Here is a 24419-nt window from a genome sequence, read left to right as displayed (position 1 = left end):
CGATCCTTAGAATTGAAGGCCCGGCGAAACGCTCGCGGGCATTTGCAGTTGCGCGCTTTCGACGGACGCCATCGGATACGCGCAGTAGTCGGCCGCGTAGTACGCGCTTGGCCGGTGATTGCCCGAACGCCCCGGGCCACCGAACGGCGCGCCCGACGATGCACCGTTGGTCGGGCGGTTCCAGTTGACGATGCCCGCGCGGATGGTGCGCTGGAAATGCGTCCACAGTGCTTCGTCGTCGGCGAGCAGGCCGGCGGAGAGGCCGAATTCGGTATCGTTGGCTTTCTCGAGCGCTTCGTCGAACGTGCCGTAGCGAATGATCTGCGCCAGCGGTCCGAAATGCTCTTCGTCCGGCAGCTCCTTCACGGCGGTCACGTCGAGAATCGCGGGCGTGACGAAGCCGAGTTTCGGATCGCGCTGCTCCATCTTCAGCAGCGCCTTCGCGCCGTCGGCCAGGAGACGCTCCTGTGCCTCGACCAGACGCGAAGCCGCACGCGCGGAAATCACCGCGCCCATGAACGGCTGCGGATCGGCGTTGTATTCGCCGACGCTGATGCGCGAAGTCACTTCGGTCAGGCGTTCTACAAAGCGGTCGCCGAACGCGTCATTCGGTACGAAAATGCGGCGCGCGCACGTACAGCGCTGCCCTGCCGAGAGAAACGCCGACTGAATCGTGTGATGCACAGCGGCGTCGACATCTGCCACGGGCCCGATCACGAGCGGATTGTTACCACCCATCTCCAACGCGAGGACGATCTCCGGACGGCCACCGAATTGCTTGTGCAGCAATGTTCCGGTATCAGAACTACCCGTGAAGAACAGGCCGTCGATCTGCCGATGATTGGCGAGCGCAATGCCCGTCTCTTTCTCGCCCTGCACGAGGTTCAGCACGCCAGCGGGCAAGCCTGCATCGCGCCAGATCTGCACCGTGACGGCGGCCACACCCGGCGCGAGTTCGGACGGCTTGAACACCACCGCATTACCCGCGATCAACGCCGGCACGATGTGCCCGTTCGGCAAGTGGCCAGGGAAGTTATACGGCCCGAACACCGCGACCACGCCATGCGGACGGTGCCGCAGCACGGCAGTGCCGTCGGCCATCGGCGAACGTTTTTCACCGGTGCGCTCGTTATAGGCCTGAATCGAAATCTCGACCTTCGCCGCCATCGAAGCCGCTTCAGTGCGCGCTTCCCACAGCGGTTTGCCGGTCTCGCGCCCGATCGCTTCGGCGAGCGCTTCCTTGCGTTCCGTCACGAGCGCGGCGAAGCGGCGCACCACGGCGCACCGCTCGTCGAGACTCAATGCCGACCACCCCGCGAACGCACGGCGCGCGCTGCGCACCGCACGATCGACGTCGTCCGCCGAAGCGCTGTTGCCTTCCCACACCGTCGCGCCCGTACCCGGGTTACGCGACGCGAATGCGGGTCCTGTGCCGGCGGCCCATTCGCCGTCGATGAAAAGCTCGCTCATGATCATCCTTGTTTGTGTTTCAGCGGCAGCACCCGCACCGGGTCGCCTGCCTTGACGTCGAGTGCAGCCGCTTCGGCGGCGCTCATGCGGAACACGCCGTCTTGCGGCACGCCCGCGGCCACGCCCACGCGAAAATCGCCCAGCGACGTATTCGATACCAGCGAACGCGGCGCATCCTGCGGCGCGCCCGCCGGCACATTGGCGATCTCGACCGGCACCACCACGCTTTCGCGCACGGTGCGCAAGTCGGCGATATGGCATTCGAGCACCGGACCTGCATCGAAGATATCGACGTGATTCTCGTAGCGCAGCCCTTCGGATTCGAGCATGCGGCGCGCCGGAATCGTGTCGCTGTGCGTGAGGCCGACGCATTCCTGCGCTTCTTCCGGCAACAGTTCGACATACACCGGATAACGTGGCATCAACTCAGCGAGAAACGCCTTGCGGCCGTGCGAGCTCAGATAGTCCGCCGCGTTGAAATCGATCTGGTAGAAATGCGAGCCGACCGCGCGCCAGAACGGCGAGGTGCCTTCCGCATCGAAATGGCCGCGCAATTCCGCGCACAGACGCTGCGGAAAGCGCTCGCGGAACTGCGCGAGAAACATGAAGCGCGAACGCGACAGCAAACCGCCGACGCCGCTCGTGCGGTAACGCGGGCTCAGGAACAGCGAACACACTTCGGCGTAACCCGTCAGGTCATGCGAAATGTTCAGTGCGCGCATGCGCGTCCAGATGCCGAGGTCCTGGCTCGCGTGCACGACCGTGCTCACGCGGTAGTTGTAGAACGGCTGCTGCAGGCCGACCGCGGTTTCGATCCCGCATACGCCGGCCACGTCGCCAGTGTCGGTGTCTTCCATCACGAAGAAGTAACCGGCTTCGTGCGGCTCGGCCTTGTCTTCCATCGTGCGGCGCGCACGTTCAACGCGCGCCGCGAGTGCATCGCGATCCGGTTTGAACGTGGTGAGGCCGGGTCCGGTCTCCTGCGCGAGCCGCATGAGCGCGTCCACATCGCCTCGTTGCACAACGCGAACGACGATCATTGTGCGTCTCCCGAAGATTCTTCCTGCTGCGGCTGATGCAGCGGCACGCAGCGTACCGCGTCGCCCTCCTGCACGCCGAGTGCGGCGCGCGCCGCATGCGACAGCGACGCGCCGGTTGCTTTACCGCCCGACAATTCACCAAGCACGCAGCGGAACTCACCATCCGCACCGTTATGCGCGATCAGATACGTCGAGCCGTCGGCCGCCGTGCCGGCTTCATGCACCACACGTGTTTCATTGCGCGTCACGCAGGCGCTGCGATCAACCTGCGCGGTCAACACCGGACCCGCGTCGAAAATATCGATGAAGCGATCCGTCTCGAAGCCTTCTTCGAGGTGAATCTCATACGCGAGCAGCGCCTTCGAATCCGGCTCGCCGAGCACACGCTGTGCTGCTTCCGGCAGCAACGGTACGTAGATCGGATAGGTCGGCATCACTTCGGCGATAAAGGTACGGCTGCGGCCACCCGATTCGATTTCGATGTCGGCGAAGTTACGGCCGAAGAACTTGCGCCCCACCGCTTCCCAGAACGGCGACACGCCTGAGTCGTCGGTCACGCCAAGCAACAGCGAGAACACCTCCGGCGTGAAGCGCTTGCGATTGGCGGCGATATACATCATTCGCGCCCGCGACATCAGATGCGCGGCCGCATCGCCACGCAGCGACGGGTCGATGTAAAAGCCCGCCAACCGGCTCTTGCCCGTCAATTCGTGCGACATGGTCAGCGCATGAATCTTGCGATTCACGTGCAGCTCACGCGACGCATGAATCAGCGCGTCATTGCGAAACGCGTAGAACGGGTCCGAATATCCGGCTGCGGCGACGATACTCGCCGTGCCCATTAGCTTGCCGCTCTCCGCATCCTCGAGCACGAACAGATAGAACTCCTCGCCCGGGAAATCGACGTCCGCGCGAAAGGAGTCTTCCGACAACGCAACGCGCGCTTCGAGCGCACGGCGGTCGTGCGGCAGCGAATGCAGCACCGGTTGCGCGGTGCGCGCCATGTGTTCGAGCGCATCGAGATCCGCGAGGCGGCTGGGGCGTACGAAGAGCATCATCGTTCCTGTTGAATGTGACGCATGATCAATGCAGTAAGTCAGTGCCAGCGATCACTTCGACGCCGCTTCAGTTTTCGCGCCGGCGATCTCTTCGATAGCCTTCGCCAGACGCGCGAAGCCTTCATACATATCGTCGAGCGGCATGATCAGCGACGGCACGAAACGCAGCACGTCCGGACCCGCCATCAGCATGATCACGCCGTGTTGACCCGCAGCCGTGACGAAATCTTTCGCGCGGCCTTTGAACGCATCGGTCAATTCAGCGCCGATCAACAGACCCTTGCCGCGCACTTCCTTGAACAAGCCAAAGCGTTCGTTGAGCTTCGCGAGTTGGCCCTTCAATGCTTCGCTGCGAGTGCGCACGCCTTCGAGCACCTTCGGATCGCTGATCAACTCGACCACCTTCTCCGCGATCGCCGCGCCCAGCGGATTGCCGCCGTAGGTCGTGCCATGCACGCCGACCTTGAAATGCGCGGCCAGTTCGTTGGTGGTCAGCATCGCGCCGATCGGGAAACCATTGCCGAGCGCCTTCGCGGTGGTCAGGATGTCCGGCGTCACGCCGGTGTCCTGATACGCGTAGAAATAACCGCTGCGGCCCACACCCGTTTGTACCTCGTCAAAAATCAGCAGTGCGCCGTGCTCATCGCAGGCTTCGCGCAGCGCTTTCAGGAACGCCGGATCGGCCGGGATCACGCCGCCCTCGCCCTGGATCGGCTCGACGATCACCGCACAGGTTTGCGCGCCGATCGCTTTCTTCGCCGCTTCGATATCGTTGTACGGCAAGTGGGTGATGCCGGCCGGCACCGGGCCGAAGCCTTCCGAATACTTCGGCTGGCCGCCGACGCTCACGGTGAAGAACGTGCGGCCATGGAACGACTGCGTGAACGAGATGATTTCGACCTTATCGGCGCCATGACGCTCGAACGCGACGCGGCGCGCCAGCTTCAATGCCGCTTCGTTCGCTTCCGCGCCCGAGTTGGCGAAGAACGCGCGATCGGCGAAAGTCAGGTCTTCGAGACGTTTGGCGAGGCGCAGCACCGGTTCGTTGGTGTAGCCGTTACCGATGTGCCACAGCTTGCCGCCCTGGTCGTGCAGGACCTTCAGCAGTTCAGGATGGGCATGACCGAGCGCGGTGACGGCAATCCCGCCGGCGAAGTCGATATAGTCGCGGCCTTGCGTATCCCAGACGCGTGAGCCGAGACCGCGATCCGGCACGAAGGCGGCGGGAGAAAACACCGGCACCATCACTTCGTCGAAAGTCTGGCGTGTCACAGTCAGGTCGTTCATGGCAAATCCTCGTTACAGGTGAGAGGTAATACACGTAGTGTAGGAAACCGCACGCGATACGTCTTGCGCATACGCGACGCTTTCTATGAGCTTCCGGGCGGATATGTCGCGCGGCTTGCAAACTGCGCGCTTCCCGGCCGTTTATTTCGCCTCTCCGGCTTGCCTGTTCGGCTTACCGGTTTGGCGGCTCATTGCGCCGCCGGCTCAGCTTGCTTGTCCGGCCGGCTTATTCCGCCTGGTCGGGCCGTTCGATCAACGCGGCCGGTCGCGGCTCACTGGCCGCGGCGCCGGTCGCGCCGGTCTGCTTGTCGATCCAGTTACGACGATCCTCGCGTGGTGTGACACCAAAGCGTTCGCGGTAAGCATTCGAAAAGTGCGCTGCCGACGAAAATCCGCAAGCGAGGCTGATCTGCACCACCGATTTGCTGGTGCGCTGCAATTGCGTGCGCGCTTTCGAAAGCCGCAGGCCAAGATAGTATTTGGACGGCATCGAACCGAGGTACTGACGAAACAGCCGCTCCAACTGGCGCCGCGATACGCCGACGAGACCCGCAATTTCGTCGGTGGTCAACGGGTCTTCGATATTCGCTTCCATCAGCATCAGCGCATCGTTCAGGCGCGGATGGCGCTCGCCTGGCGCGGTCACGAACGGAATGCGCTGCCGCTCTTCACCCGCGCGCAGCACACCGACGCCGAGCGTATCCGCAATCCGGTCCGCCAACTCGGGGCCGTGATCACGGCCGATCATCGCCAGCATGAAGTCGACGGTTGCCTGACCGCCCGCGCAGGTGGCGCGATCACGGTCGATTTCGAAGATCTGCTGGGTGACGATCGAGCGCTCGAACTGCTCGGAGAACTGCTGATAGGTTTCCCAGTTGACGCTCACACGATAGCCGGACAACTGCCCCGCCATGGCGAGCCACCAGACGCCGTGATGAATGCCGGTGACGAGCGGCGTGCGCTGCCCGACGCGCGAAAGACTCGCGAGAAAGAGGCGATAGTCGGCGAATTGCTGGAACCGTTCGCTGACGATGATCAGCCAGTCGCACGCAATCGCATCGCCGAAGGCGGCATCGACCGGCCATTGCGCCCCGCCCGACAAGGGCACCGCGCGGCCGTCCCACGAACATACCTGCACGCGGTACAGCGCCCGGCCGTCGATTTCGTTGGCGAGATTGAGGGCGTCGACGATCGGCCCGACGCCCGACATCGACACCGGCGGCAAGGCGACGATTGCGACCTGCGTGGTGCGAGCCGGGTTGGACGTGCGAGCCATCACTTGTCAGTAAAACGCGAAAAGCGCGAGCCGCGCGTTACTTCAGACTGCCGGACAGGAATTGCTTGAGCCGTTCGCTGCGCGGCGTGGTCAGCACTTCAGCGGGCAAGCCCTCTTCTTCGGTGCGACCCTGGTGCAGAAACATCACGTGGTTCGACACATTGCGCGCAAAACCCATTTCGTGCGTGACGACGATCATCGTGCGGCCTTCTTCGGCGAGCTTCTGCATCACCTTCAGCACTTCGCCGACCAGTTCGGGGTCGAGCGCGGACGTAGGCTCATCAAACAGCATCACGTCGGGGTTCATTGCCAGCGCACGTGCAATGGCCACGCGCTGTTGCTGACCGCCCGACAGATGCGACGGATACTGTTTTTCCAGACGCGGCGCGAGACCCACCTTCTCGAGATATTCGCGCGCGCGTTCTTCGGCTTCGCGACGCGACATACCGAGCACATGAATCGGCGCTTCGACGATGTTCTCGATCACATTCATGTGCGCCCACAAGTTGAAGTGCTGGAACACCATCGCCAGTTTCGTGCGGATGCGTTGCAGCTGCTTGTGATCGGCCACTTCCAGATTGCCGGCGCGGTCGGCTTTGGTCTTGACCATTTCGCCGTCGACGACGATCTGCCCCGCGTTCGGCCGCTCCAGAAAATTGATGCAGCGCAGGAAGGTGCTCTTGCCCGATCCGCTCGCGCCGATGATGCTGATCACGTCACCCTTGTTCGCGTTCAGCGACACGCCCTTGAGCACTTCGTTGTCGCCGTAGCGCTTGTGGATGTCCTGAACGGCGAGCTTGCAAGCTTCGGTTTGAGTCGTGTGGAGCAAGATGCTCTCCCTTTGAAAATACGGATCAATCTACGTGACGGCGCGAACCCGCCGCGCCGCTGCATCGAAACATGCCTGCTCAGTGCGTGCGCACCGCGAGGTAACCCAGCCAGTGACGCTCCGCGCGGCGGAACAAGGCTACCAGCGCGAATGACACCACCAGGTAAATCAGCGCCGCGAGGCCGAACGCATCGAACGACTGATACGTGGCGGAATTCGCATCGCGCGCCACCTTCAGGATGTCCGGCACCGTGGCCGTGAACGCGACCGTGGTGGCGTGCAGCATCAGGATCACTTCGTTACTGTACAACGGCAGCGCCCGGCGCAGCGCGGACGGTATCACAATGCGGCGGTACATCGTGAACCAGCTCATGCCGTAAGCACGGGCCGCTTCCACTTCACCATGCGACGTCGAACGGATCGCGCCGGCGAAAATCTCGGTGGTGTACGCGCAGGTGTTCAGTGCGAAAGCGAGAATCGCGCAGTGAAAGCCGCTGCGGAAAAACGCGTCGAGCAACTGATGCGAGCGCACGAATTCGAGGCTGTACATGCCGGTGTAGATCAGCAGCAGTTGCACGTACAACGGGGTGCCGCGAAACACGTAAGTGTAGAGACGCACCGGCGTCGACAGCCAGCGCTTCTTCGACACGCGCGCCACCGCGAGCGGAATCGACGTGAAAAATCCGATCCCGATCGACGCCACCAGCAGCCACAGCGTGACCGCCAGACCGGACATGCGCTGACCGTCCCAGTACAGGAACGCGCGCCAGAATTGATTGAGAATGTCGATCATGGTCTTAGAGCTCCGCGTGGCGCACGCCGATCGAATAGCGCTTTTCCAGCCAGATCAGCACGAGATTCGACGCGGTGGTGATCGCCAGATAGATCAGCGCGGCGACCAGAATGAAGAAAAACATGTTGAAGGTGCTCTTGCCGGCGTCCTGGGCGGCTTTGACGACATCGGCGAGACCGATGATCGACACCAGCGCCGTGGCCTTGACCAGCACCTGCCAGTTGTTGCCGATGCCCGGCAGCGCGAAGCGCATCATCTGCGGAAACAGGATGCGCGTGAACACCCGTGCACCGCTCATGCCGTACGCGCTGCCCGCTTCGAGCTGGCCGCGCGGCACCGCCAGAAACGCGCCGCGGAAGGTTTCGGTGAAGTACGCGCCGTAGATGAAGCCGAGCGTCAGGACGCCAGCCACGAACGGATCGATATCGAACTGCGGCAGATTGAGCGCGTCGGTGAGATTGTTGACCGCGATCTGGATGCTGTAGAACAGCAGCAGCATCAGCACGAGGTCGGGCACCGAGCGGATCAGTGTCGTATAGCCGGTTGCGATCGCCCTGAGCGGGCGGTTGAACGAGAGTTTCGCCGCCGCGCCCGCGAGGCCGAGCAGCACGGAGGCTGCCAGCGACAGGACGGACAGCTCGATCGTCTGGATCGTGCCGGCCAACAAGACCGGACCAAAGCCGTAAAGTAACATTAGTGTCCCTCCTGGTCTATTTTCTGATCAAATTTTGAAGCGGCAATTTGCCGACATAATTTGATATCCTAATCTAATAAAGTGATGATTATACTTGGCTTGGCCGATTTGTATGAGTCCTCGAAGCATCGCACATCAAGCTGCGAGGAGGCGAACTGCGGCTCGATTTTCAGACGACCAGGCAGCGTCGCGGCGATGGGATCTATCGAGCAGTGTCCGTCTCACGCTTTCGCGCAGTCTCGTTTGTCGCACAATCATAAGGCCGCACTTCCTGATGAAAAATAGACGCCAAAAAAAGCTTGGTTTAGAATTTCATGAACTATCGCTCACAAGAGTATCTATGTCCTACGGTCCGTCCGAGATCAAGCTGATAAGAGTTTACGCCAGCGTTGTACAGAACCAGGGATTCGCTGCGGCGCAAGAGAAGCTGAACCTGTCGGTATCTGCGATTAGCACGTATATGAGTCAACTGGAGACTCTTGTAGGCGTAACCCTTTGCCATCGAGGGCGAGGCGGCTTCCGATTGACTGAAAAGGGTCGCCTCTACTACGCAGAAGTCCAGGCGTTGTTGGACCGGCTGGATTCGTTCGAGTCCTATACCTCGGCACTGAGGGACGATCTGGGAGGATCACTTAATGTCGGGTTGATCGATAGCATCGTAAGCGACCCGGCGCTTCCTCTGGCTGCGGTCATCCGTGAATTCATCAGTCTGCACCCGAGAGTGCGTCTTTCGATGCACGTAGCGAACCCATATGAATTGCAAGTTGCTGTGACGGAGCGACGTATGGATCTAGCGATTGGTACGTTTCCCACGTCGATGAATGGGTTGGTATTCCAGGAACTTTACAACGAGCAACATTGGCTCTACTGCGGTGATCAGCACGCGCTCTATGGCGTTGAACAGCCGAGCATCTATGAAATTGAACGTCAACCTCTGGTAGGCCGCGGATTCTGGCATAAGGCGGAACACGCTCACCACGAATCAAGTTCTGAGGTGGGAAGCGCCGAAAACATGGAAGCCAGACTGCTTTTAATCCTGTCGGGCTGCTTCATCGGCTATCTGCCTGAGCACCTTGCAGGTCTTTGGCAACATCGCTCACATCTGCGCGCGCTCGCGCCGGAATCCTTTAGCTATCAAGCCAAATTTGCACTCTGCATCAGGCGCGACCGCCAGCGCGATCGACACGTCATGGCATTTCGCGACTTCCTTTCAGCACAATTCAAAGGCAACACTACGACAGGCAGAGGATAAATTCCGTGCCAGCACAGACCAGTTGCGTTCCAGCATCGGTAATCGGGCTTGCAAAATGGCGTGAAACCAGACGTGGCGCCGAAACGGAGGTATCGTCTTCAGCTTCCTGAGAGAAACAATTCAGCGTGACGTATGCAGTTCGCTCGCCCATGTCACCTTCAACACGGACCGCATATGTTGTGTGAGGACCGACACGTGATCTAGAAATCGAGCGGTGTCGTAAATGTTAATAGCGTCGAATGCTCTAACTTGAACAAAGTGGGGTGCGCCTGCTCGTCAAGATAGACAGACAAGGCGCGATTCGTCATGGACGCTATGTCCTGCGTAAGCGCACGGCGAACCCATCTTGAACGAAGCGGTATAGCACGTGAGGATAGTGTCCACCAGGATAGCCAGGTGGACACTATGGAAGCAAAGAGAATTCGTCGTACACATGGGGCAGAACTGAAGGCGGCGGTAGTCGACGCCTGCCGCCAACCCGGTGCATCAATCGCGGCCGTGGCATTGGAACACGGCATCAACGCAAACCTCGTTCACCGCTGGCTGCGCCAGGCCGAGTGCGCTGCGAACGAGGCAGAGGTCGTTCCCGCACGTATAGAACTTGCCGGCGGCTTCATGCCGCTGTCGTTGCCCCAGTCGACGCCGGGCGATATCCGCGTTGAAGTACGGCGTGGCGGCAGTGTCATCACGGTGAGCTGGCCGGTGCAGGCGGCCAGCGAGTGCGCGACGTGGTTGCGCACCTGGCTCAAGTGATCCGTATCGATGCGGTGTGGCTGGCGATCGATCCGCTGGACATGCGTGCAGGCACCGACACTGCACTCGCCCGGGTCGTGCAGGTCTTTGGTGCCGCGCATCCTCACCACGCCTACCTGTTCGCCAATCGCCGCGCCACCCGCATGAAGGTGCTGGTCCATGACGGAGTCGGTATCTGGCTCGCGGCGAGGCGCCTGAACAGGGGCCGCTTCGTGTGGCCGCAGCCCGGACTGGGCACCAAGCAGTCAATGACGCAGGAACAACTCGCCGCCCTCGTGCTGGGGCTGCCCTGGCAACGTATCGGCGAGGACGGCGTGATCCGTGTGATCTAGCGACGGACAATCGGTGCTCGTGCCAATTCAGGCGCTGGCGGGTCGCTGGCACAATAACCGGCATGATCAATACGACCCAACTCCAGGACATGGACGCCGCGCAGCTGCGGGCTCTGGCTATGGAGTTGATGTCGGAAGTGCGTGCCCGGGACAGCGAGCTGCGTTTCAAGGATGCCCGCATCGCTCAACTCACCCATGAGATGGCGGTGCTCAAGCGGTGGAAATTCGCCGCACGAAGCGAGAAGCTTGGCGCAGAGCAGCAGAGCCTGCTGGATGAAGCCATCGATGCCGATCTGGTCGCCATTGAGCACGAGATCGAACAACTGGGCGCCCAGTCGAAGGCCGACGCGATCCCGAACAAACCCCGCCGTATGCCGCTGCCGGCAAACCTGCCGCGTATCGAAGTTCGTCACGAACCGGAGTCGACAACCTGCGGTTGCGGCTGCCAGCTCAGGCGCATCGGCGAGGACGTCAGCGAGAAGCTGGACTACACACCGGGCGTGTTTACCGTTGAGCGTCATGTGCGCGGCAAGTGGGTGTGCGCCAGGTGCGAGACCCTGATTCAGGCACCGGTTCCGGCTCAGGTGATCGACAAGGGCATCCCCACTGCCGGGTTGCTGGCACAGGTGCTGGTCGCCAAATACGGGGACCACCTGCCGTTGTATCGGCAGGAAGGCATCTTCGGGCGCGCCGGGTTCGCCATCCCCCGCTCGACACTGGCGCAGTGGGTCGGCATGTGCGGAGTGCAGTTGCAGCCGGTGGTCGACGCACTCAAGGAACAGATGCTGCGGCATCGGGTGATGCACGCCGATGAGACGCCTGTCGCGATGCTCAGTCCCGGTAGGGGCAAGACACAAAGAGCTTATCTATGGACGTATTGCCCCGGGGCCTTCGAGGATCTGAAGGCAGTCGTCTACGACTTCGCTGACAGTCGGGCGGGTGAACACGCGAGGGACTTCCTGGGAGACTGGCGAGGGCAACTCGTCTGCGATGACTTCACCGGCTATAAAGCACTGTTTGCACAGGGCGTGACCGAACTCGGTTGCATGGCGCACGCGCGGCGCAAGTTCTACGATCTGCATGCGGCCAGCAAGAGCGAGATTGCACAGGATGCGCTTCAGTACATCGGTCAGCTCTACGAGATCGAACGGGAAGTACAGCAGCTCGCTCCGGACGAACGCCTGGATATCCGGCAACAGCAAGCGCGTCCCGTTGCTGAGGCACTGCATGCGTGGATGACACAGCAACGCGTGCGGGTGAGTGAAGGCTCAGCCATCGCCAAAGCTCTGGACTACAGTTTACGCCGATGGGTGGCGTTGACGCGTTACCTCGACGATCCGCAGGTGCCGATTGACAACAACTGGTGTGAGAATCAGATACGTCCAATCGCGACGGGGCGTTCATTGTGCACCTCCTGCTGAATCCTCGATAAACATTGAGAGTTGCCCTTCGATGGCGCCGCGACACGGGCGGAGCTTCCGGGTGGTCAGCGCAACGCCCACCGCCTCGGTATGCAAGTCGCTTGCACGGATTTGCCATGGAGCGTCGGCCATCACTTGCTCAGCGGGCAGGATCCGGTCCTTGATCAGGCGGCGGATGACATGATTGGTGACGCCAAGCACTTCCGCTGCCTCGGACATCGTCAACCAGTCACCTTCCTTCTCAGCCGACTTATAGGCGTGAATGTCTCGCACATGCCGTACGGATCTAACCCGATGCGCAGTCCAGGTCTTGCCTTGGCCCGTCCGTATGCCCATCCTGTTTAGCGATGCGGCGATGTCCTGATCAGACCATCGGGTAACCATGCTGCGGATGACTACGAGCGCTTCGTCAGACGTGCTGCATCCGTGTTCGCCTGTCTTGGGCTTGCGGATGCGCAACTGTGAATGCTGGCCTCCTTGCCAGTGAATCGTGAGAATAACTTCACGCGTCGTCTCATCCACGTCCGCAACGATATCGACGATCAGCGCCCGAGCCAGTTGCTGGCGCATGCGCATGGTGACACCCGGAGCATTCCAGGCGCCGTTGAGGTCCTCGGCAAGCTGGGTGAAGTCAGGAGCAGGGCTGGCTGGCGCTGGTGTGCGCGCAGTCTCCAGACGTGCCTGGCAGGCCTGTACGCGACGCAACGCCGCTTCCCAGTTCTTCTCTAACTGTGCGGCAATCAAACGGTTATCAGGGTCGCAGGCGGCGTAGCGTCGTTCTGCCAGTGTGGCTTCGTATTGAGCCTGCTGCAGGTCGAGCTCGATGATCCGCCGCTGCTCATTCAGGCTGTCCATATGCATTTGCTCGGCCTGCAAGGCCGCCTCAATCGCCATTGGCTCCACGACACGCATCAGTTCTCTCGCAATCGCGGCGTCTATGCGCGAGCCACCGAAGCTCATGCACTTCGGTGGCAGGTCAAAGCGATAGCATCGGTAGACCGGTCGCGGTGTGCGTCCAGTATAGGCCACCGACAAGCGGCGTCCGCAGCGGGCGCAACCGAGCAGACCTGCCAGCAAGGCTCGCCCACCACGCCCCGATTTTACGTCGCCGGCTTTGCCGTAGGCGTTGGCAGCGAGCAGCTTCTGGTTGCGCTCGAATTCTGCCCAGTCGACGTAGCCTTCGTGGTGCTCCTTGAGCAGAACCTCCCACTCCTCCAACGGCTTGGGGTGCTTGTAGCTCTTGTGTGCACGGCCATCGACGATGGTTGTCTGCTTCCCGCTCTTACCATAAGCATAGGCCCCGGCATAGAACGGATTCCTGAGCACCGAGATCACGTTACGGTAACGTATCAGCGTCCAGTCGAAGTGCGTCAGGCTCGTGCGATCAGTCGGGCGTGGGAAGTGGACCTGCTCGGATCGCAACGACAGGAAGGTCTGTCGCGCACTACCCCGTTCACGAAATCGAGTAAAGATCAGGCGTATCACTTCCTGCAGTCGCTGGTTTGGATCGAGACCCAGTCCGATGTCACGATGCCAGAGGTAGCCAATCGGCACGCTGATGCGCAATTCACCGCGCTGAGCCTTGGCACGTGCGGCATCGAGCATACGCGTTCGAAGTATGTTGAGCTCGAACTCGCTGATGCTGCCCTTCATACCTAGCAATAGCCGGTCGTTCGGCCGGCAGGGATCATACACGCCATCAAGGTCGATGACCCTCGCCTCGACGAGACCGCAAAGTTCGAGCAGATGGTGCCAGTCGCGCCCGTTACGGGCAAGACGTGATGCATCCAGGCAAAGGACAGCCCCGACTTCACCGGCACAAAGCAATGCCACGAGGCGCTCAAAGCCGGGTCGCGCCACCGCTCCGCTCGCCGATCGGCCCAGATCGTCGTCGATGACCTCGATGTCGCGAAATCCGCGACGCTTTGCTTCGTCCACGAGCCCGTACTGGCGACGCTTGCTCTCGAGGTTCATCTGCACCTGGGCCTGCGTCGACTGCCGGACATAAACTACTGCCTTGCGCTTGAGAAGGGGCGCCGGCAGACGATCAACGTTCGTCATCGTCAGACTCCTTGCCGATGGCGACGCCTGCGGCCTGGAGCAGCAGGTTCGCAAGGTGTGTGATTGCCCTTGCGCGCTGCGCCGCGCTCATTCCCTGAAGCTCGGCGGTGTCGAACCTCAGACTCATCTGAGACAGCGTTAGTGCAGGCGGTTGTGGGCGTAGGAATACGCCCCTTGGCAGCTTGTCCATTGCGTTTCTCCCGGACGGTAGTGGAACCGTCCGGCGAGTGTGCACGCAAGCTCCAGTCAACCAGCAGCCGGTCGAGTTCGCTCAGCACCGCAACTGTGACGCGCGGCTCGCCCAACGCCATGCCAGAACACATGACTCGATCCAGCATCCATGCCGACACGACCCTCACTACGCCTGGGCTGGCCTCGACGTGCACCACGCGACCACCGCTTCGTTCCTCGACGTCTCGTACCTTGACGCGACGCCCATGCAAGGGATGCCAACGGTAATGGACTTCAACTTCCTGCCCGATATGGGCAGAATGATCGCGAACTTGCCATCGGTCGCAACAACTGGTTGTTCGCGGGTTCCCTGCGTGCTGGCCGACGCGCCGCTGCGGCCATGAGTTTGATCCAGTCGGCGAAACTCAACGGCCATGATCCGTACGCGTATCTCAAGGACGTGCTTACGCGACTGCCGACGCAGCCCGCAAGCCGCCTCGAAGAACTCCTGCCGCATCGCTGGCAGCCGTCTCTGCAGGCCTGAACCGCACGTTGCCGTCAAGATGGGATGACCGGCCGCTTACTGTCCTGCGTCAATCCTGCGCTCCGGCCGGTGTCCTTAAGGCCGTCCCTGTGCGGCTCTACGAGCAAATGTTTGCGATGGATTGTGCGGTCGAACTCACGTGCGAAGGACGATTAGCTTGCCGAAAACACGCACGCACCAGCGAACTGTCAATCACCGCGGTCAACTTTGCGCGCCAGGATAACTGAGGTCGTTGTGCGCGTCACACCTTCCATCGCTCCGATATCTTCCAGGAGTTCATTAAGTCGATCTGGCGAGTCAGTGCGAATCCACGCGACAGTATCGAACTCCCCGCTAACCGCGCACAGTAGTCGAATCTCTATAAGCTTCGCAAGGCGTCTTTCAACTTCGCGGACATATTTCGGTTCGATTGCCATACCGACGTACGCGTGAATACTGGCGTCGAGTACACTTTGACCGAGCCGCACGCTGTAACCAACAATGAATTTTTTTTTCTCGAGACGGGTGATGCGAGAGACAACTGTTGTGCGAGCAATGCCGAGTTTTCGCGCAAGATTGGCAACTGTTTCACGAGCGTTTTCTTGAAGCAGTCCTACGAGCCTTCTGTCAATATCATCGAGCTGGTCGCGCAGAGGGTGCGTCATTTAGCTGCCGGTCCTGTGGAATATCAAATTGTTTAGATTATGCTCCGCACTTAGGGGCGCAAGCAATGCAAAGCTACGGCTAGTTCCTTACAGCAACCCGGATTTAAATTTTTTCTCTGCGTCGGGCGCGGTATTCAGGCTCTGCCGCAAGCGAACGACTGATCAATCTAAGCATGTACGACTTATGTGAGATCTAGCCTGATGACGGCGGAAATTAAGCCAGCAATAGCGGGCCAGTGCGAAACGACTCGGCACTCGCAATTCGGGCTACCTCCATTCCGGATATGGCGAAAATCGCCGTCTCACGCGCATACAGAACTCCTGCAACAGTTGCCTTCACTGTGACGATCAGATCAGAAAGCGGGTCAATAATATCCGCGACTTGGTCGTAGGCGTTTACCCACGAACCGACCGGGACGCGGAATACCAGCAGACCTGTCGCAGGAGCAAGGATCGGCGCTGCCCCCGCCAGCGGTGTCGGCGGGTACTCGAGCGCAGGCATGACGGACGGCTCACCATCAATGAGTTTTTTAAACATCAAAAAGTCTATGATAGCTTGGGCGTCCTGCTCCGCCAAATCATACGACACATCACGCTGACCGCGCAGTTCGATCGTTGCAGCGAGCGGCCCGACTGGAATGGGAAAACGGCCTCCATATTGTTCGTGCAGCTTCCTCCAGAAGGCGACATATACCTCATCGAATGGCTGTCCTCCAGAATCCACGGCGAGAAGCGAAGCTTTAGCTCCGATGTACCGCGCGAGTGGTTCAACGTCGGACCACAGATCTGGACTAGTATAGAGATGAACTACGGCATCCCGATCGCAATGTAGGTCGAGCACCACATCTGCGTCGTAGGACAGACGCTGCAGCACAAGCCGTAGTGAACTAAGCTCAGTGGATGCACTCTGTGCGTTGAGCGCCGAATGCATTGCCCTGTGTATCACGCAATGGTTTAGCTCAACGTTGTCGCTCAGCGAGCGCTCAAGTTCGGGGGATAGCGCAGTCGAGAAATCGTAAAAATTACGATTAAAGTTTTGTCCACTATTTACTTCAAAGCGACCGACGCGTTGCCCAAAAACTACTTGATTAAGTCCGATCGGATTGGCTACCGGTACTATCACGATTTCGCCGTTAAGCCTTCCATTTTCTTCGAGTTGAGAAAGCTTGCGCTGCAGAACGGTGGAGACGAGCATGCCGGGCAGTTCATCGGCGTGAAGTGACGCATGTACGTACGCCTTCAGTCTGCCACGCGTCCCATAGTGAAAGCTCGTTACAGAGCGAGTAGTACCGGTGGTAGGGGAGACCAATGGATGCTGTTGCTTCTTCATATAGATCTCACCAATCGTGAAAGGAGCAGTAATGATGCACCTGATAGGTTTTGCGCGCTGTCTTCGGCCGGCATCCAGGCGCGCCGCGAGCGCTCTGGCGTTGTGAATGGCCGACTAATTAAAGTACCGCGTCTGCGAATGCTCGCCACCCATCATGCCAACGGGGTGGCGAGCATTTTCGCTGCTCTAATATCCTTCCGGGCGCGACATTTAAGACGCTTATGTCTCTGTACCTCACGTCGCTCGGAAGCTTGTTAGCTACATCGAGTCTATCCACTGAATGTCGTCACAGTTGATAGCCCATCGGGTGCTGCTCGACTATCAGTTCGTCTGACTCCACGACAAAACTGCAAACCGCCTGGTTCGGCCGAGCCTGCCGATTTCGTCCTCCCCAGCTATGGAGGACCATACTACGGACCAGCGGACGCAGGCACCAGCCGGTCGAATGAAAATGAAACCCGTCGTACCCAAAGGTCATTCTCAGCCGCCGTAGATATCGAAGTCGAAATACTTGATAGCGATTTTTTTGTAACTTCCGTCCTTGAGCATTTCGGCAATCGCTTGGTCAATCTTTGCTTTCAAATCGACGTCCTCCTTGCGTAGACCGACCGCCGCCCCTTGCCCGAAGATTGCTGCATCCACCAGTGGGGCACCAACGAACTGAAAGCCGGCACCTCGAGGCGTCTTGAGGAAGCCGATCTTTGCCTGCACCGCATCCTGCAAGGTTGCGTCAAGACGACCGGAAATTAGGTCCGCATAGACCTGATCCTGGCTTTGATACGAAACCACTCTTACGCCCTTGGGTGCCAAATAAGTCTTGGCATAAGTTTCCTGAATCGTTCCTTGCTCAACGCCAATCGATTTGTTAATCAGCGAATCAGCATTGGGCAGTAATGTCACGCCCTTTCTCGCGACCATCTGGGTGGGAGTGTTGAAGATCTTGGACGAGAACGAAATTTCGGCTTCCCGCTTCGGAGTCTTTGTCATCGACGAGAGCACGCCGTCAAACTTCCGGCCCTTCAACGCGGGGATCATACCGTCGAAATCGTTCTCAACCCAAACACATTTGGCTTTGAGATGTGCGCAGATCTCGTTTCCAATATCGACGTCAAAGCCGACAAGCGTGCCGTCGGGACGTTTGGATTCGAAGGGAGGATAGCTTGCGTCGATGCCAAACCGAATGGTCGACCAGTCCCCAGCACATGCACTCATCGACGACGCAGCCAGAATGACGGACACCGTGTAGAGAAAGAATTTCATATTTAGGTATTCCCTTTTTTCATGATGAACTATAAATGGGCGCGTTATCTGCGCCGTGTGGACTTCGGATGACAAAGTACCGCGTACACTCAAGTATCGAATTGATTGGATGGCAACGCGGGTATCGCTCTCGTAGACTTCACGGATGTGTCACGGGACATCCTCGATCGACGTCATCAGAGGGCCACGACGTCAACGCTGTCGTCATACTTGAAGCTGTTTCGTTTGGATAAAGTTTCATTGCTCGTACAAGCGCACCCGGAGCGACATGTAGGGCGGCGGCCTGCTCACGCGTCAATGGGAGAACGTCGTCTTCTGTTTCAGTCGAAAGGCATGCCACTCGAAAATCTTCTATAGAGCCTGTCGAAACGAGGAAGCGTTGTTGTGCTGTCGCACGACGGGTCGAACTACGGCTCGTTTCGACGTTGTATCTGCGGCTATCCCGCATCACCCGAAGTGTGTCAATGCGTGCCTGGAGTACGGGCCCCCCTTCGAAAATATCAATGTGCTTGTCGAGGCGAAATCCCTCGCTTTCCAGCAGACGGCGAGCCGGTGTGGTATCAACGTGCGTCCTTCCTATGCAATCACGCGCCGTTTTCGGAAGGAAGTCGACGTATACTGGATAACGCGGCATGAGTTCGGCGAGGAACGTCTTTTTCCCGAGCGCAATCAAGGCGTCTGCTTCGTGAAATCCGATTCCGTAGAAGTGAGCACCGAGTGCGTCCCAGAAAGGCGACGCTCCGTTTTCGTCGAAATGACCGCGCATCTCCGCGCAGATGTGCTCGCCGAAGCGCTCGCGAAACTCAGCAACGAACATGAGCCGTGATTTGGACAGCAGAGCGCCGTTTCCATTGCCCCGAAAGTCCGGATCCAGGAACAGGGTGCAGAGTTCAGTGGCGCCGGTTAAATCGTGTGACACACTGAGCTTTTCGCTCATCCTCCATGTTCCTAAAGCTAGGCTCCCATGCACATTTGTGTCGATACGGTAGGTATAAAAGGGCTGCTTCATACCTACTGCCACTTCAAGACCGGAGACCCCCACTACCCGCTGACTCGCGGTATCTTCCATCACGAACAGATAACCTTGCTCGCAAAGCGCTACTGTGTGTTCTATCGTGCGCTGAACCCGTTCGAGTCGAGCTACCTGCGCGATTCGATCAGGCTTCAGCGTGGTCATGCCCGGTCCGGCCTTTTCCGCCAAAGCCAGAAGTGCGTCAACGTCCGCGGGACGACCCAGTCGTACTACGATCATGCTTTCCTCCCGTTCGGCACTGGAACAAAACGCACGCTATCGCCTTCATCAACCCCGAGTAGATCGGCTACCGGGCCGGGAAGTGCAACTTCCGGAGGCAGATCCGCAGGCAGACGGATCGCTGTACACCGAAAGCCTTGAGCACTCGTATTGCTAAGCAGATACTCCTGTTCCGCCGCTCCAACAGATCCGCGTACCGCTTTACGCATCAAGCCCTCGCGTACTGAATGGCACCTTTTGAAGGGAGCCGTCAAGACCGGGCCGGCGTCAAAAATGTCAATGAAGTTTGAGTTAAGCAATCCCTCATCCAGGTGACACCGATATGCAGCCTCAGCACTAGAATGGATTTGACCTATTGCCCGCTGGGCCTCATCGGACAGGAGCCCCACGTACAATGGATCTACGGGCAGCATTTCGGGGATGAACGTACGACCCCGCCCGGAAGACTTGACCTCCAGCTGGCCGACGTCGCATCCGAAGAACTTGTAGCCGACGCCGTCCCAGAACGGCATGCGTCCGTTCTCGTCGACCAACCCTGGAAGCATCGTGAATACTTCTTCGGCAAAGCGTTCCCGATAGAGCGCTGCGAACATAAGACGTGCGCTGGACAGGAGCTGTGCGACCGCTGGCTGTTCACGTACCATTTCGCCGAAGTAACAGCCAGTAAGACGAGAGTGCTGCGTAAGGTCATGCGAAATCGTCAATGCGGACACGCGATGATTGACGTTGAGTTCACGAGAGGCATGAACGAGGGCTTCTTCACGGAAAGCATAGAACGGAGCTCGGTGGCGCGCTGTCGCGGCAATACTTGCCACGCCATGCAATTTTCCCGTTGTCGCGTCTTCCAGAACGAAGCAGTAGCATTCGTCGCCAGGTGAGCTGACGTTAGCAGAGATTGATCTGCTGGAGTCTTGCAGCCACTTGGCGAGGCGTTCTGGGTCGGGCGGCAGTGAGTGCAGGGGCGGCCCATCGGAACGAACCATACGTTCGATGTTGTCGAAATCGGACGCGTTGGCGGGACGAACGAAAAACATGCGAACCTTCCAGTGATCAAATCGCTTGCGCAGTTTTTTGGTGGTTGGCTTTGGCCACGATCTCTGCCGCAACCGCCTCGAAGCGCTTTAGCCCTTCCATCAGATCTGCTTCGGGAATAATCAACGAGGGCACAAACCGCACCACGTTTGGTCCAGCCATCAGCAGCACCAAACCATGAGAGCCGCTAGCGGTGACAAACTCCTTAGCTTTGCCGCGGTAATCGCCTGCGAGTTCCGCCCCGATCAGCAATCCTTTGCCGCGAATCTCCCGGAAAACGCCAAACCTTTCATTGATAACGGATAAACCTTGTGTCAGCAGTTGGTGGCGTCGCTTAACGCCTTGCAGCAGTTCAGGACGGTTAACGAGCTCGATCACCTTGTCGGCGACCGCTGAAGCCAAGGGATTTCCGCCATAAGTCGAACCGTGCGTTCCCACGCTGAACGATTTGGCGACCCGCTCGGTGGTCAGCATGGCGCCGATCGGCATTCCGTTGCCGAGTGCCTTCGCCGAGGTCAGGATGTCCGGAATGACGCCATACTCCATGTATGCGAACAGCGAACCCGACCGGCCAACGCCGATCTGCACTTCGTCAAAAATCAGCAATGCGTGGTGCTTGTCGCATAACTCGCGGAGCTTACAAAGGAATTCCGGAGTGGCTGGTATCACTCCGCCTTCACCCTGTACTGGCTCGACTATTACCGCGCAAGTTCTTTTACCGATGGCCTTCTCGGCAGCATGCAGATCGTTAAATGGGATATGCGAGACATCGGCGGGCAATGGGCCAAAACCTTCGCTGTACTTCGGTTGTCCGCCGACCGAGACTGTAAAAAAAGTGCGGCCATGGAATGATTGGGAGCAGGAAACGATTTCGCTCTTTTCCACTCCAAATTTGTCAAATCCATAGCGACGAGCAAGCTTTAACGCTGCTTCGTTTGCTTCCGCGCCCGAGTTGCAAAAGAATACTCGCTCGGCAAACGTATCGTTGGTCAGTCGCTGCGCGAGCCGCAGTGATGGTTCGTTCGTAAATGTATTGCTTAAATGCCAAAGGCGATCCACTTGGCCATGCAGCACATCTATCAATTCCGGGTGACTATGCCCCAGGCTGGTGACGGCAATGCCGCTGGCGAAATCGACATATTCATTACCAGCCTGATCCCAGATTCGTGATCCCTTACCGGCGACTGGAATGTACGATGCCGGCGAGTAATTTGGAACCATCACTTCGTCAAAGGTGTCGCGATTTACTTTTGTAGACAAGATTCAGTTTCCTTAATTAAACGTGTTTTTTCGGGAGCGAGCCGGGCACCAAAGGCAATATTTTTCGACAAGTGATTACGCGAGGGCGGTGAGGACCGGGTCGGAAATCTCGCGAGAGGAGCGTTTTTTAATCTCCTTGGTCTGCTCATGGAGAAAGCGCTCTTCGCGAGGACCGATGCCAAAGTGGATGCGATATGTGGCAGAGAATTGCGGCCCCGAGGCAAACCCACAAGATAGCCCGATCTGTACCACCGATTTCCCGGTCAAACGCAACAATGTCTTTGCATGATCAAGGCGAAGCCGCGTGTAGAAACGCGACGGAACAACGTAAAAATGGTGTTTGAACAAAAGTTCAAGCTGTTTTCGCGACATGCCCACAGAGCGTGCTAAATCGTCTGTCGTGAGCGGTGTTTCGAGATTGTTCATCATTGTCGAAATCGTTTTCTGGATTTCTATTGATAAGGTTTGCGGATCTATAAAGAACGGCGAATTTAAAGGCCTGTCTCCGGTATTCATATTAGTCTTTCGAATTTTTTGATTCCCATCTTTCCAACTGGACATGATGGCCAATAGCACGGCGAACTTTTGACAGTCGTTCCGCGACCGCTTGATGCAGACGAGGAGTTCGGCAGCCGTCACCGTTTGACGAACAGAGCGCGGCGCCTGCCCGAATCACCATTTTCCCGGTGGGTGCGTACCGTCTTCTACGGCCAATCGTCGCGGCCACGTCCGCCAAGCATGCACGCGGCAAGTTCCTTTACCAGCTTTGCGGCGACCATTGCGGTTTGGCTGTGAGTGTCGCGGTGGGGGTTTAACTCCACTACGTCTGCGCCAACCAGTGGCGCGTCAATTGCATGCAGACAGTTGACCAGCTCCCGAACAGACATCCCACCTGGCTCATAGTGAGAAACGCCCGGTGCGTATGCGGGATCAAGAGCGTCCAGATCGATTGAAACGTAGACTGGCCCCGAGAAACGTAGATCGGCAAAGCGGTTTAGATTGCGCATGCTGATCACCTCGACACCAAATTTTTCTGCTTGCGCATTTTGATGTCCAGTCATCGTCCGGATACCGACTTGGACCAGCCGCGTCGCAAGTTTCTCTTCCATGACCCTTGCGAATGGCGATGCATGCGACCACCGGTTGCCGAGCAATTCGTCATATAGATCCGGGTGGGCGTCGAAGTGTACGACCGTGAGTTCGTGGTAGATTTCTCGGAACGCGCGCAATACCGGATAGGAGATTGAGTGGTCGCCTCCCAAGGTGATCAAGGGGTGGCCGGACGAAAGGCAATCAGCCACCCTGGCTTCGCATTTCTTGAGCATGTCGGCGTCGTTCGGCGACACGTGCAAATTTCCCACGTCCACGAACGTTCCGTCAGCTTTTAGATTGATCCCTTGTTCGCTCCACCAGTTGCTCGAGTCACTCGACATTGCCGATCGGATTACGTCCGGAGCGAAAGCGGCGCCGCGGAGGAAGGATGAGTTGAAATCCAGAGGGATTCCAAGCAGGGTTACCGATTTGGACAGATTTCCGTATTGGCCGACGTTCATTGTGACAATCCCTTTTTCATTTCGGATAGCTATCTACATAGGCAAAGGTTTTTCCCAGTGCTTAGGGCCGGTGGGCCGTTATATGCAAGCCGTTGTCTGAGAAGTAAATCGCTTGTCGAGCGGTTGAATCAATGCATTGCCGTGGAAATAAGGGTTGCACACGACATGACTCATACGCGACTGGAAGAAAGTCTAAGCGGCTCGACGCACCGAAAAAAGACGAAAAATATTTCATATTGAGGCGTTTTTCTTGCACTTCGACGACTCAACCAGACGTATCGACGATGCAAGCGGAGGGCATGTGCAAAAAGGGTGGGTATACCCTTGGTGGTTATGTTGCAGTAAGGCGGTCCGCTATCATGTGTGGAACGACATGAACGACCGAAAGCCCGATGAAGACGATGAATCCGGCGGTGGCCCAGGTGATCAAACGCCTGCATTATCCGCTCGACGTGAGCCTGACTTGCGTACGCTGGTACGTTGCCTATACGCTGAGCCTGCGGCACCTCGAAGAAATGATGGCTGAGCGTGGCGTTTCGGTCGATCATTCGACTGTGCACTGCTGGGCCATCAAGCTGCTGCCGGTATTGGAGAAAGCGTTTCGCCGCTGCAAGCGGCCGGTTGGTAGGAGCTGGCGGATGGACGAGACATACATTGCGTCAAGGGCGAATGGCGGTATCTTTACCGGGCCGTCGACAAGGACGGCAACACCACTGACTTTCTGCTACGCGCCCATCGGGACAATACTGCAGCCCGGGGTTACTTTGAGAAATCGATAGCCCAGAACGGCGTGCCCGAGAGGTTCTGGTGCAAATAGGCACGGGGAATCGGTTAAAGTTGTCAGCCTGACGAACTGGTGACCGGTGATGAGCAAGCGGAAAGGTCTGGAGGGGTTGTTCGATGGACGGCATTTTGATCGGGAGATCATTGTTCTCTGCGTGCGCTGGTACCTTCGCTACAAGCTCAGCCTGCGCGATCTGGTCGAAATGATGGCCGAGCGGGGACTGTCGCTGGCGCACACCACGATCATGCGTTGGGTGAAGCGTTTCACACCGGAGTTCGTGAAGCGCTGGAATCGTTTTGCCGTACCGTCAGGGCGGTCATGGC

21 protein-coding genes and 4 pseudogenes are annotated in these 24419 nt (G+C 58.5%); 7 read left to right on the top strand and 18 right to left on the bottom strand.

Going from position 1 to position 24419, the window contains the following annotated elements; all coding sequences use genetic code 11:
• Window positions 1–6 precede the first annotated feature (6 nt).
• The 8 genes from astD to HHL24_RS38120 all read right to left on the bottom strand — a co-directional run bounded on the left by astD (window position 7) and on the right by HHL24_RS38120 (window position 8447).
• A complete protein-coding gene (astD, locus tag HHL24_RS38155) occupies window positions 7–1470 on the bottom strand; it encodes a succinylglutamate-semialdehyde dehydrogenase (protein ID WP_169490474.1) in 1464 nt (487 codons plus the stop codon).
• A gap of 2 nt (window positions 1471–1472) precedes the next feature.
• Window positions 1473–2510, bottom strand: coding sequence for an arginine N-succinyltransferase (gene astA, locus HHL24_RS38150; RefSeq protein WP_169490473.1), 1038 nt, complete (start codon window positions 2508–2510; stop codon window positions 1473–1475).
• A complete protein-coding gene (gene aruF, locus HHL24_RS38145; RefSeq protein WP_169490494.1) occupies window positions 2507–3565 on the bottom strand; it encodes an arginine/ornithine succinyltransferase subunit alpha in 1059 nt (352 codons plus the stop codon). The genes astA (HHL24_RS38150) and aruF overlap by 4 nt, the downstream gene beginning before the upstream one ends.
• A 54-nt stretch (window positions 3566–3619) precedes the next feature.
• Complete coding sequence (locus HHL24_RS38140; RefSeq protein ID WP_169490472.1) at window positions 3620–4855, bottom strand: aspartate aminotransferase family protein; 1236 nt, start codon at window positions 4853–4855, stop codon at window positions 3620–3622.
• A gap of 226 nt (window positions 4856–5081) precedes the next feature.
• The gene (locus HHL24_RS38135) at window positions 5082–6131 is read right to left on the bottom strand and encodes a GlxA family transcriptional regulator (protein WP_169490471.1); all 1050 of its coding nucleotides are present in this window, start codon (window positions 6129–6131) and stop codon (window positions 5082–5084) included.
• 37 nt (window positions 6132–6168) lie between these two features.
• Window positions 6169–6960, bottom strand: coding sequence for an ABC transporter ATP-binding protein (locus HHL24_RS38130; RefSeq protein ID WP_054043063.1), 792 nt, complete (start codon window positions 6958–6960; stop codon window positions 6169–6171).
• A 79-nt stretch (window positions 6961–7039) separates the two neighbouring features.
• Window positions 7040–7753, bottom strand: a complete 714-nt coding sequence (locus HHL24_RS38125; RefSeq protein ID WP_169490470.1) for an ABC transporter permease — start codon at window positions 7751–7753, stop codon at window positions 7040–7042.
• Between the two features lie 4 nt (window positions 7754–7757).
• On the bottom strand, window positions 7758–8447 hold the full coding sequence (locus tag HHL24_RS38120) for an ABC transporter permease (protein WP_169490469.1): 690 nt from the start codon (window positions 8445–8447) through the stop codon (window positions 7758–7760).
• A 274-nt stretch (window positions 8448–8721) separates the two neighbouring features.
• Between HHL24_RS38120 and HHL24_RS38115 the strand changes: the two genes are divergently transcribed.
• The 4 genes and pseudogenes from HHL24_RS38115 to tnpC form a co-directional block, all read left to right on the top strand.
• Window positions 8722–9699 carry a LysR family transcriptional regulator gene (locus HHL24_RS38115; RefSeq protein WP_230417745.1) on the top strand — a complete coding sequence of 326 codons (978 nt, stop codon included), beginning with the start codon at window positions 8722–8724 and terminating at the stop codon, window positions 9697–9699.
• A 405-nt stretch (window positions 9700–10104) separates the two neighbouring features.
• Window positions 10105–10452, top strand: a complete 348-nt coding sequence (locus tag HHL24_RS38110; protein WP_054043694.1) for a transposase — start codon at window positions 10105–10107, stop codon at window positions 10450–10452.
• The gene (gene tnpB, locus HHL24_RS38105; protein WP_169490468.1) at window positions 10419–10784 is read left to right on the top strand and encodes an IS66 family insertion sequence element accessory protein TnpB; all 366 of its coding nucleotides are present in this window, start codon (window positions 10419–10421) and stop codon (window positions 10782–10784) included. Before HHL24_RS38110 ends, tnpB begins: the two co-directional genes overlap by 34 nt.
• Window positions 10785–10846: 62 nt before the next feature.
• Window positions 10847–12187, top strand: a pseudogene (gene tnpC / locus HHL24_RS38100) (IS66 family transposase); the annotation flags it as partial.
• Here tnpC and HHL24_RS38095 read toward each other — a convergent pair.
• Complete coding sequence (locus HHL24_RS38095; protein ID WP_169490467.1) at window positions 12185–14266, bottom strand: recombinase family protein; 2082 nt, start codon at window positions 14264–14266, stop codon at window positions 12185–12187. The pseudogene tnpC and the gene HHL24_RS38095 overlap by 3 nt on opposite strands.
• Window positions 14253–14456, bottom strand: coding sequence for a hypothetical protein (locus HHL24_RS38090; protein ID WP_169490466.1), 204 nt, complete (start codon window positions 14454–14456; stop codon window positions 14253–14255). Before HHL24_RS38090 ends, HHL24_RS38095 begins: the two co-directional genes overlap by 14 nt.
• 306 nt (window positions 14457–14762) lie before the next feature.
• Between HHL24_RS38090 and HHL24_RS38085 the strand changes: the two are divergent.
• A pseudogene (locus HHL24_RS38085) lies at window positions 14763–14981 on the top strand (transposase domain-containing protein); the annotation flags it as partial.
• Between the two features lie 188 nt (window positions 14982–15169).
• Here the strand turns inward: HHL24_RS38085 and HHL24_RS38080 are convergent.
• From HHL24_RS38080 to speB, 8 genes are all read right to left on the bottom strand, one after another.
• Window positions 15170–15625, bottom strand: coding sequence for an Lrp/AsnC family transcriptional regulator (locus HHL24_RS38080; RefSeq protein ID WP_169490465.1), 456 nt, complete (start codon window positions 15623–15625; stop codon window positions 15170–15172).
• Window positions 15626–15839: 214 nt separating this feature from the next.
• Window positions 15840–16955 (bottom strand): succinylglutamate desuccinylase/aspartoacylase family protein, encoded by a 1116-nt coding sequence (locus tag HHL24_RS38075; RefSeq protein WP_169490464.1) that lies wholly within the window; start codon window positions 16953–16955, stop codon window positions 15840–15842.
• Window positions 16956–17435: 480 nt separating this feature from the next.
• A complete protein-coding gene (locus tag HHL24_RS38070) occupies window positions 17436–18215 on the bottom strand; it encodes an ABC transporter substrate-binding protein (protein ID WP_169490463.1) in 780 nt (259 codons plus the stop codon).
• A gap of 139 nt (window positions 18216–18354) precedes the next feature.
• Window positions 18355–19467 carry an arginine N-succinyltransferase gene (astA, locus tag HHL24_RS38065; RefSeq protein WP_169490462.1) on the bottom strand — a complete coding sequence of 371 codons (1113 nt, stop codon included), beginning with the start codon at window positions 19465–19467 and terminating at the stop codon, window positions 18355–18357.
• The gene (locus tag HHL24_RS38060) at window positions 19464–20501 is read right to left on the bottom strand and encodes an arginine N-succinyltransferase (protein WP_169490461.1); all 1038 of its coding nucleotides are present in this window, start codon (window positions 20499–20501) and stop codon (window positions 19464–19466) included. The genes astA (HHL24_RS38065) and HHL24_RS38060 overlap by 4 nt, the downstream gene beginning before the upstream one ends.
• 16 nt (window positions 20502–20517) lie before the next feature.
• On the bottom strand, window positions 20518–21762 hold the full coding sequence (locus tag HHL24_RS38055; RefSeq protein ID WP_329606807.1) for an aspartate aminotransferase family protein: 1245 nt from the start codon (window positions 21760–21762) through the stop codon (window positions 20518–20520).
• A 72-nt stretch (window positions 21763–21834) separates the two neighbouring features.
• Window positions 21835–22275, bottom strand: a complete 441-nt coding sequence (locus HHL24_RS38050; RefSeq protein ID WP_206003198.1) for a helix-turn-helix domain-containing protein — start codon at window positions 22273–22275, stop codon at window positions 21835–21837.
• Between the two features lie 188 nt (window positions 22276–22463).
• On the bottom strand, window positions 22464–23312 hold the full coding sequence (gene speB / locus HHL24_RS38045) for an agmatinase (protein WP_169490459.1): 849 nt from the start codon (window positions 23310–23312) through the stop codon (window positions 22464–22466).
• Window positions 23313–23704: 392 nt separating this feature from the next.
• Between speB and HHL24_RS38040 the strand changes: the two are divergent.
• Both HHL24_RS38040 and HHL24_RS38035 read left to right on the top strand, forming a co-directional pair.
• Window positions 23705–24111 (top strand): annotated as a pseudogene (locus HHL24_RS38040) (IS6 family transposase); the annotation flags it as partial.
• 67 nt (window positions 24112–24178) lie between these two features.
• Window positions 24179–24419, top strand: a pseudogene (locus tag HHL24_RS38035) (IS6 family transposase); the annotation flags it as partial.

This window comes from Paraburkholderia polaris, assembly GCF_012927345.1.
Lineage (GTDB): Bacteria > Pseudomonadota > Gammaproteobacteria > Burkholderiales > Burkholderiaceae > Paraburkholderia > Paraburkholderia polaris.
This window is presented reverse-complemented; position numbering and strand designations above follow the sequence as displayed.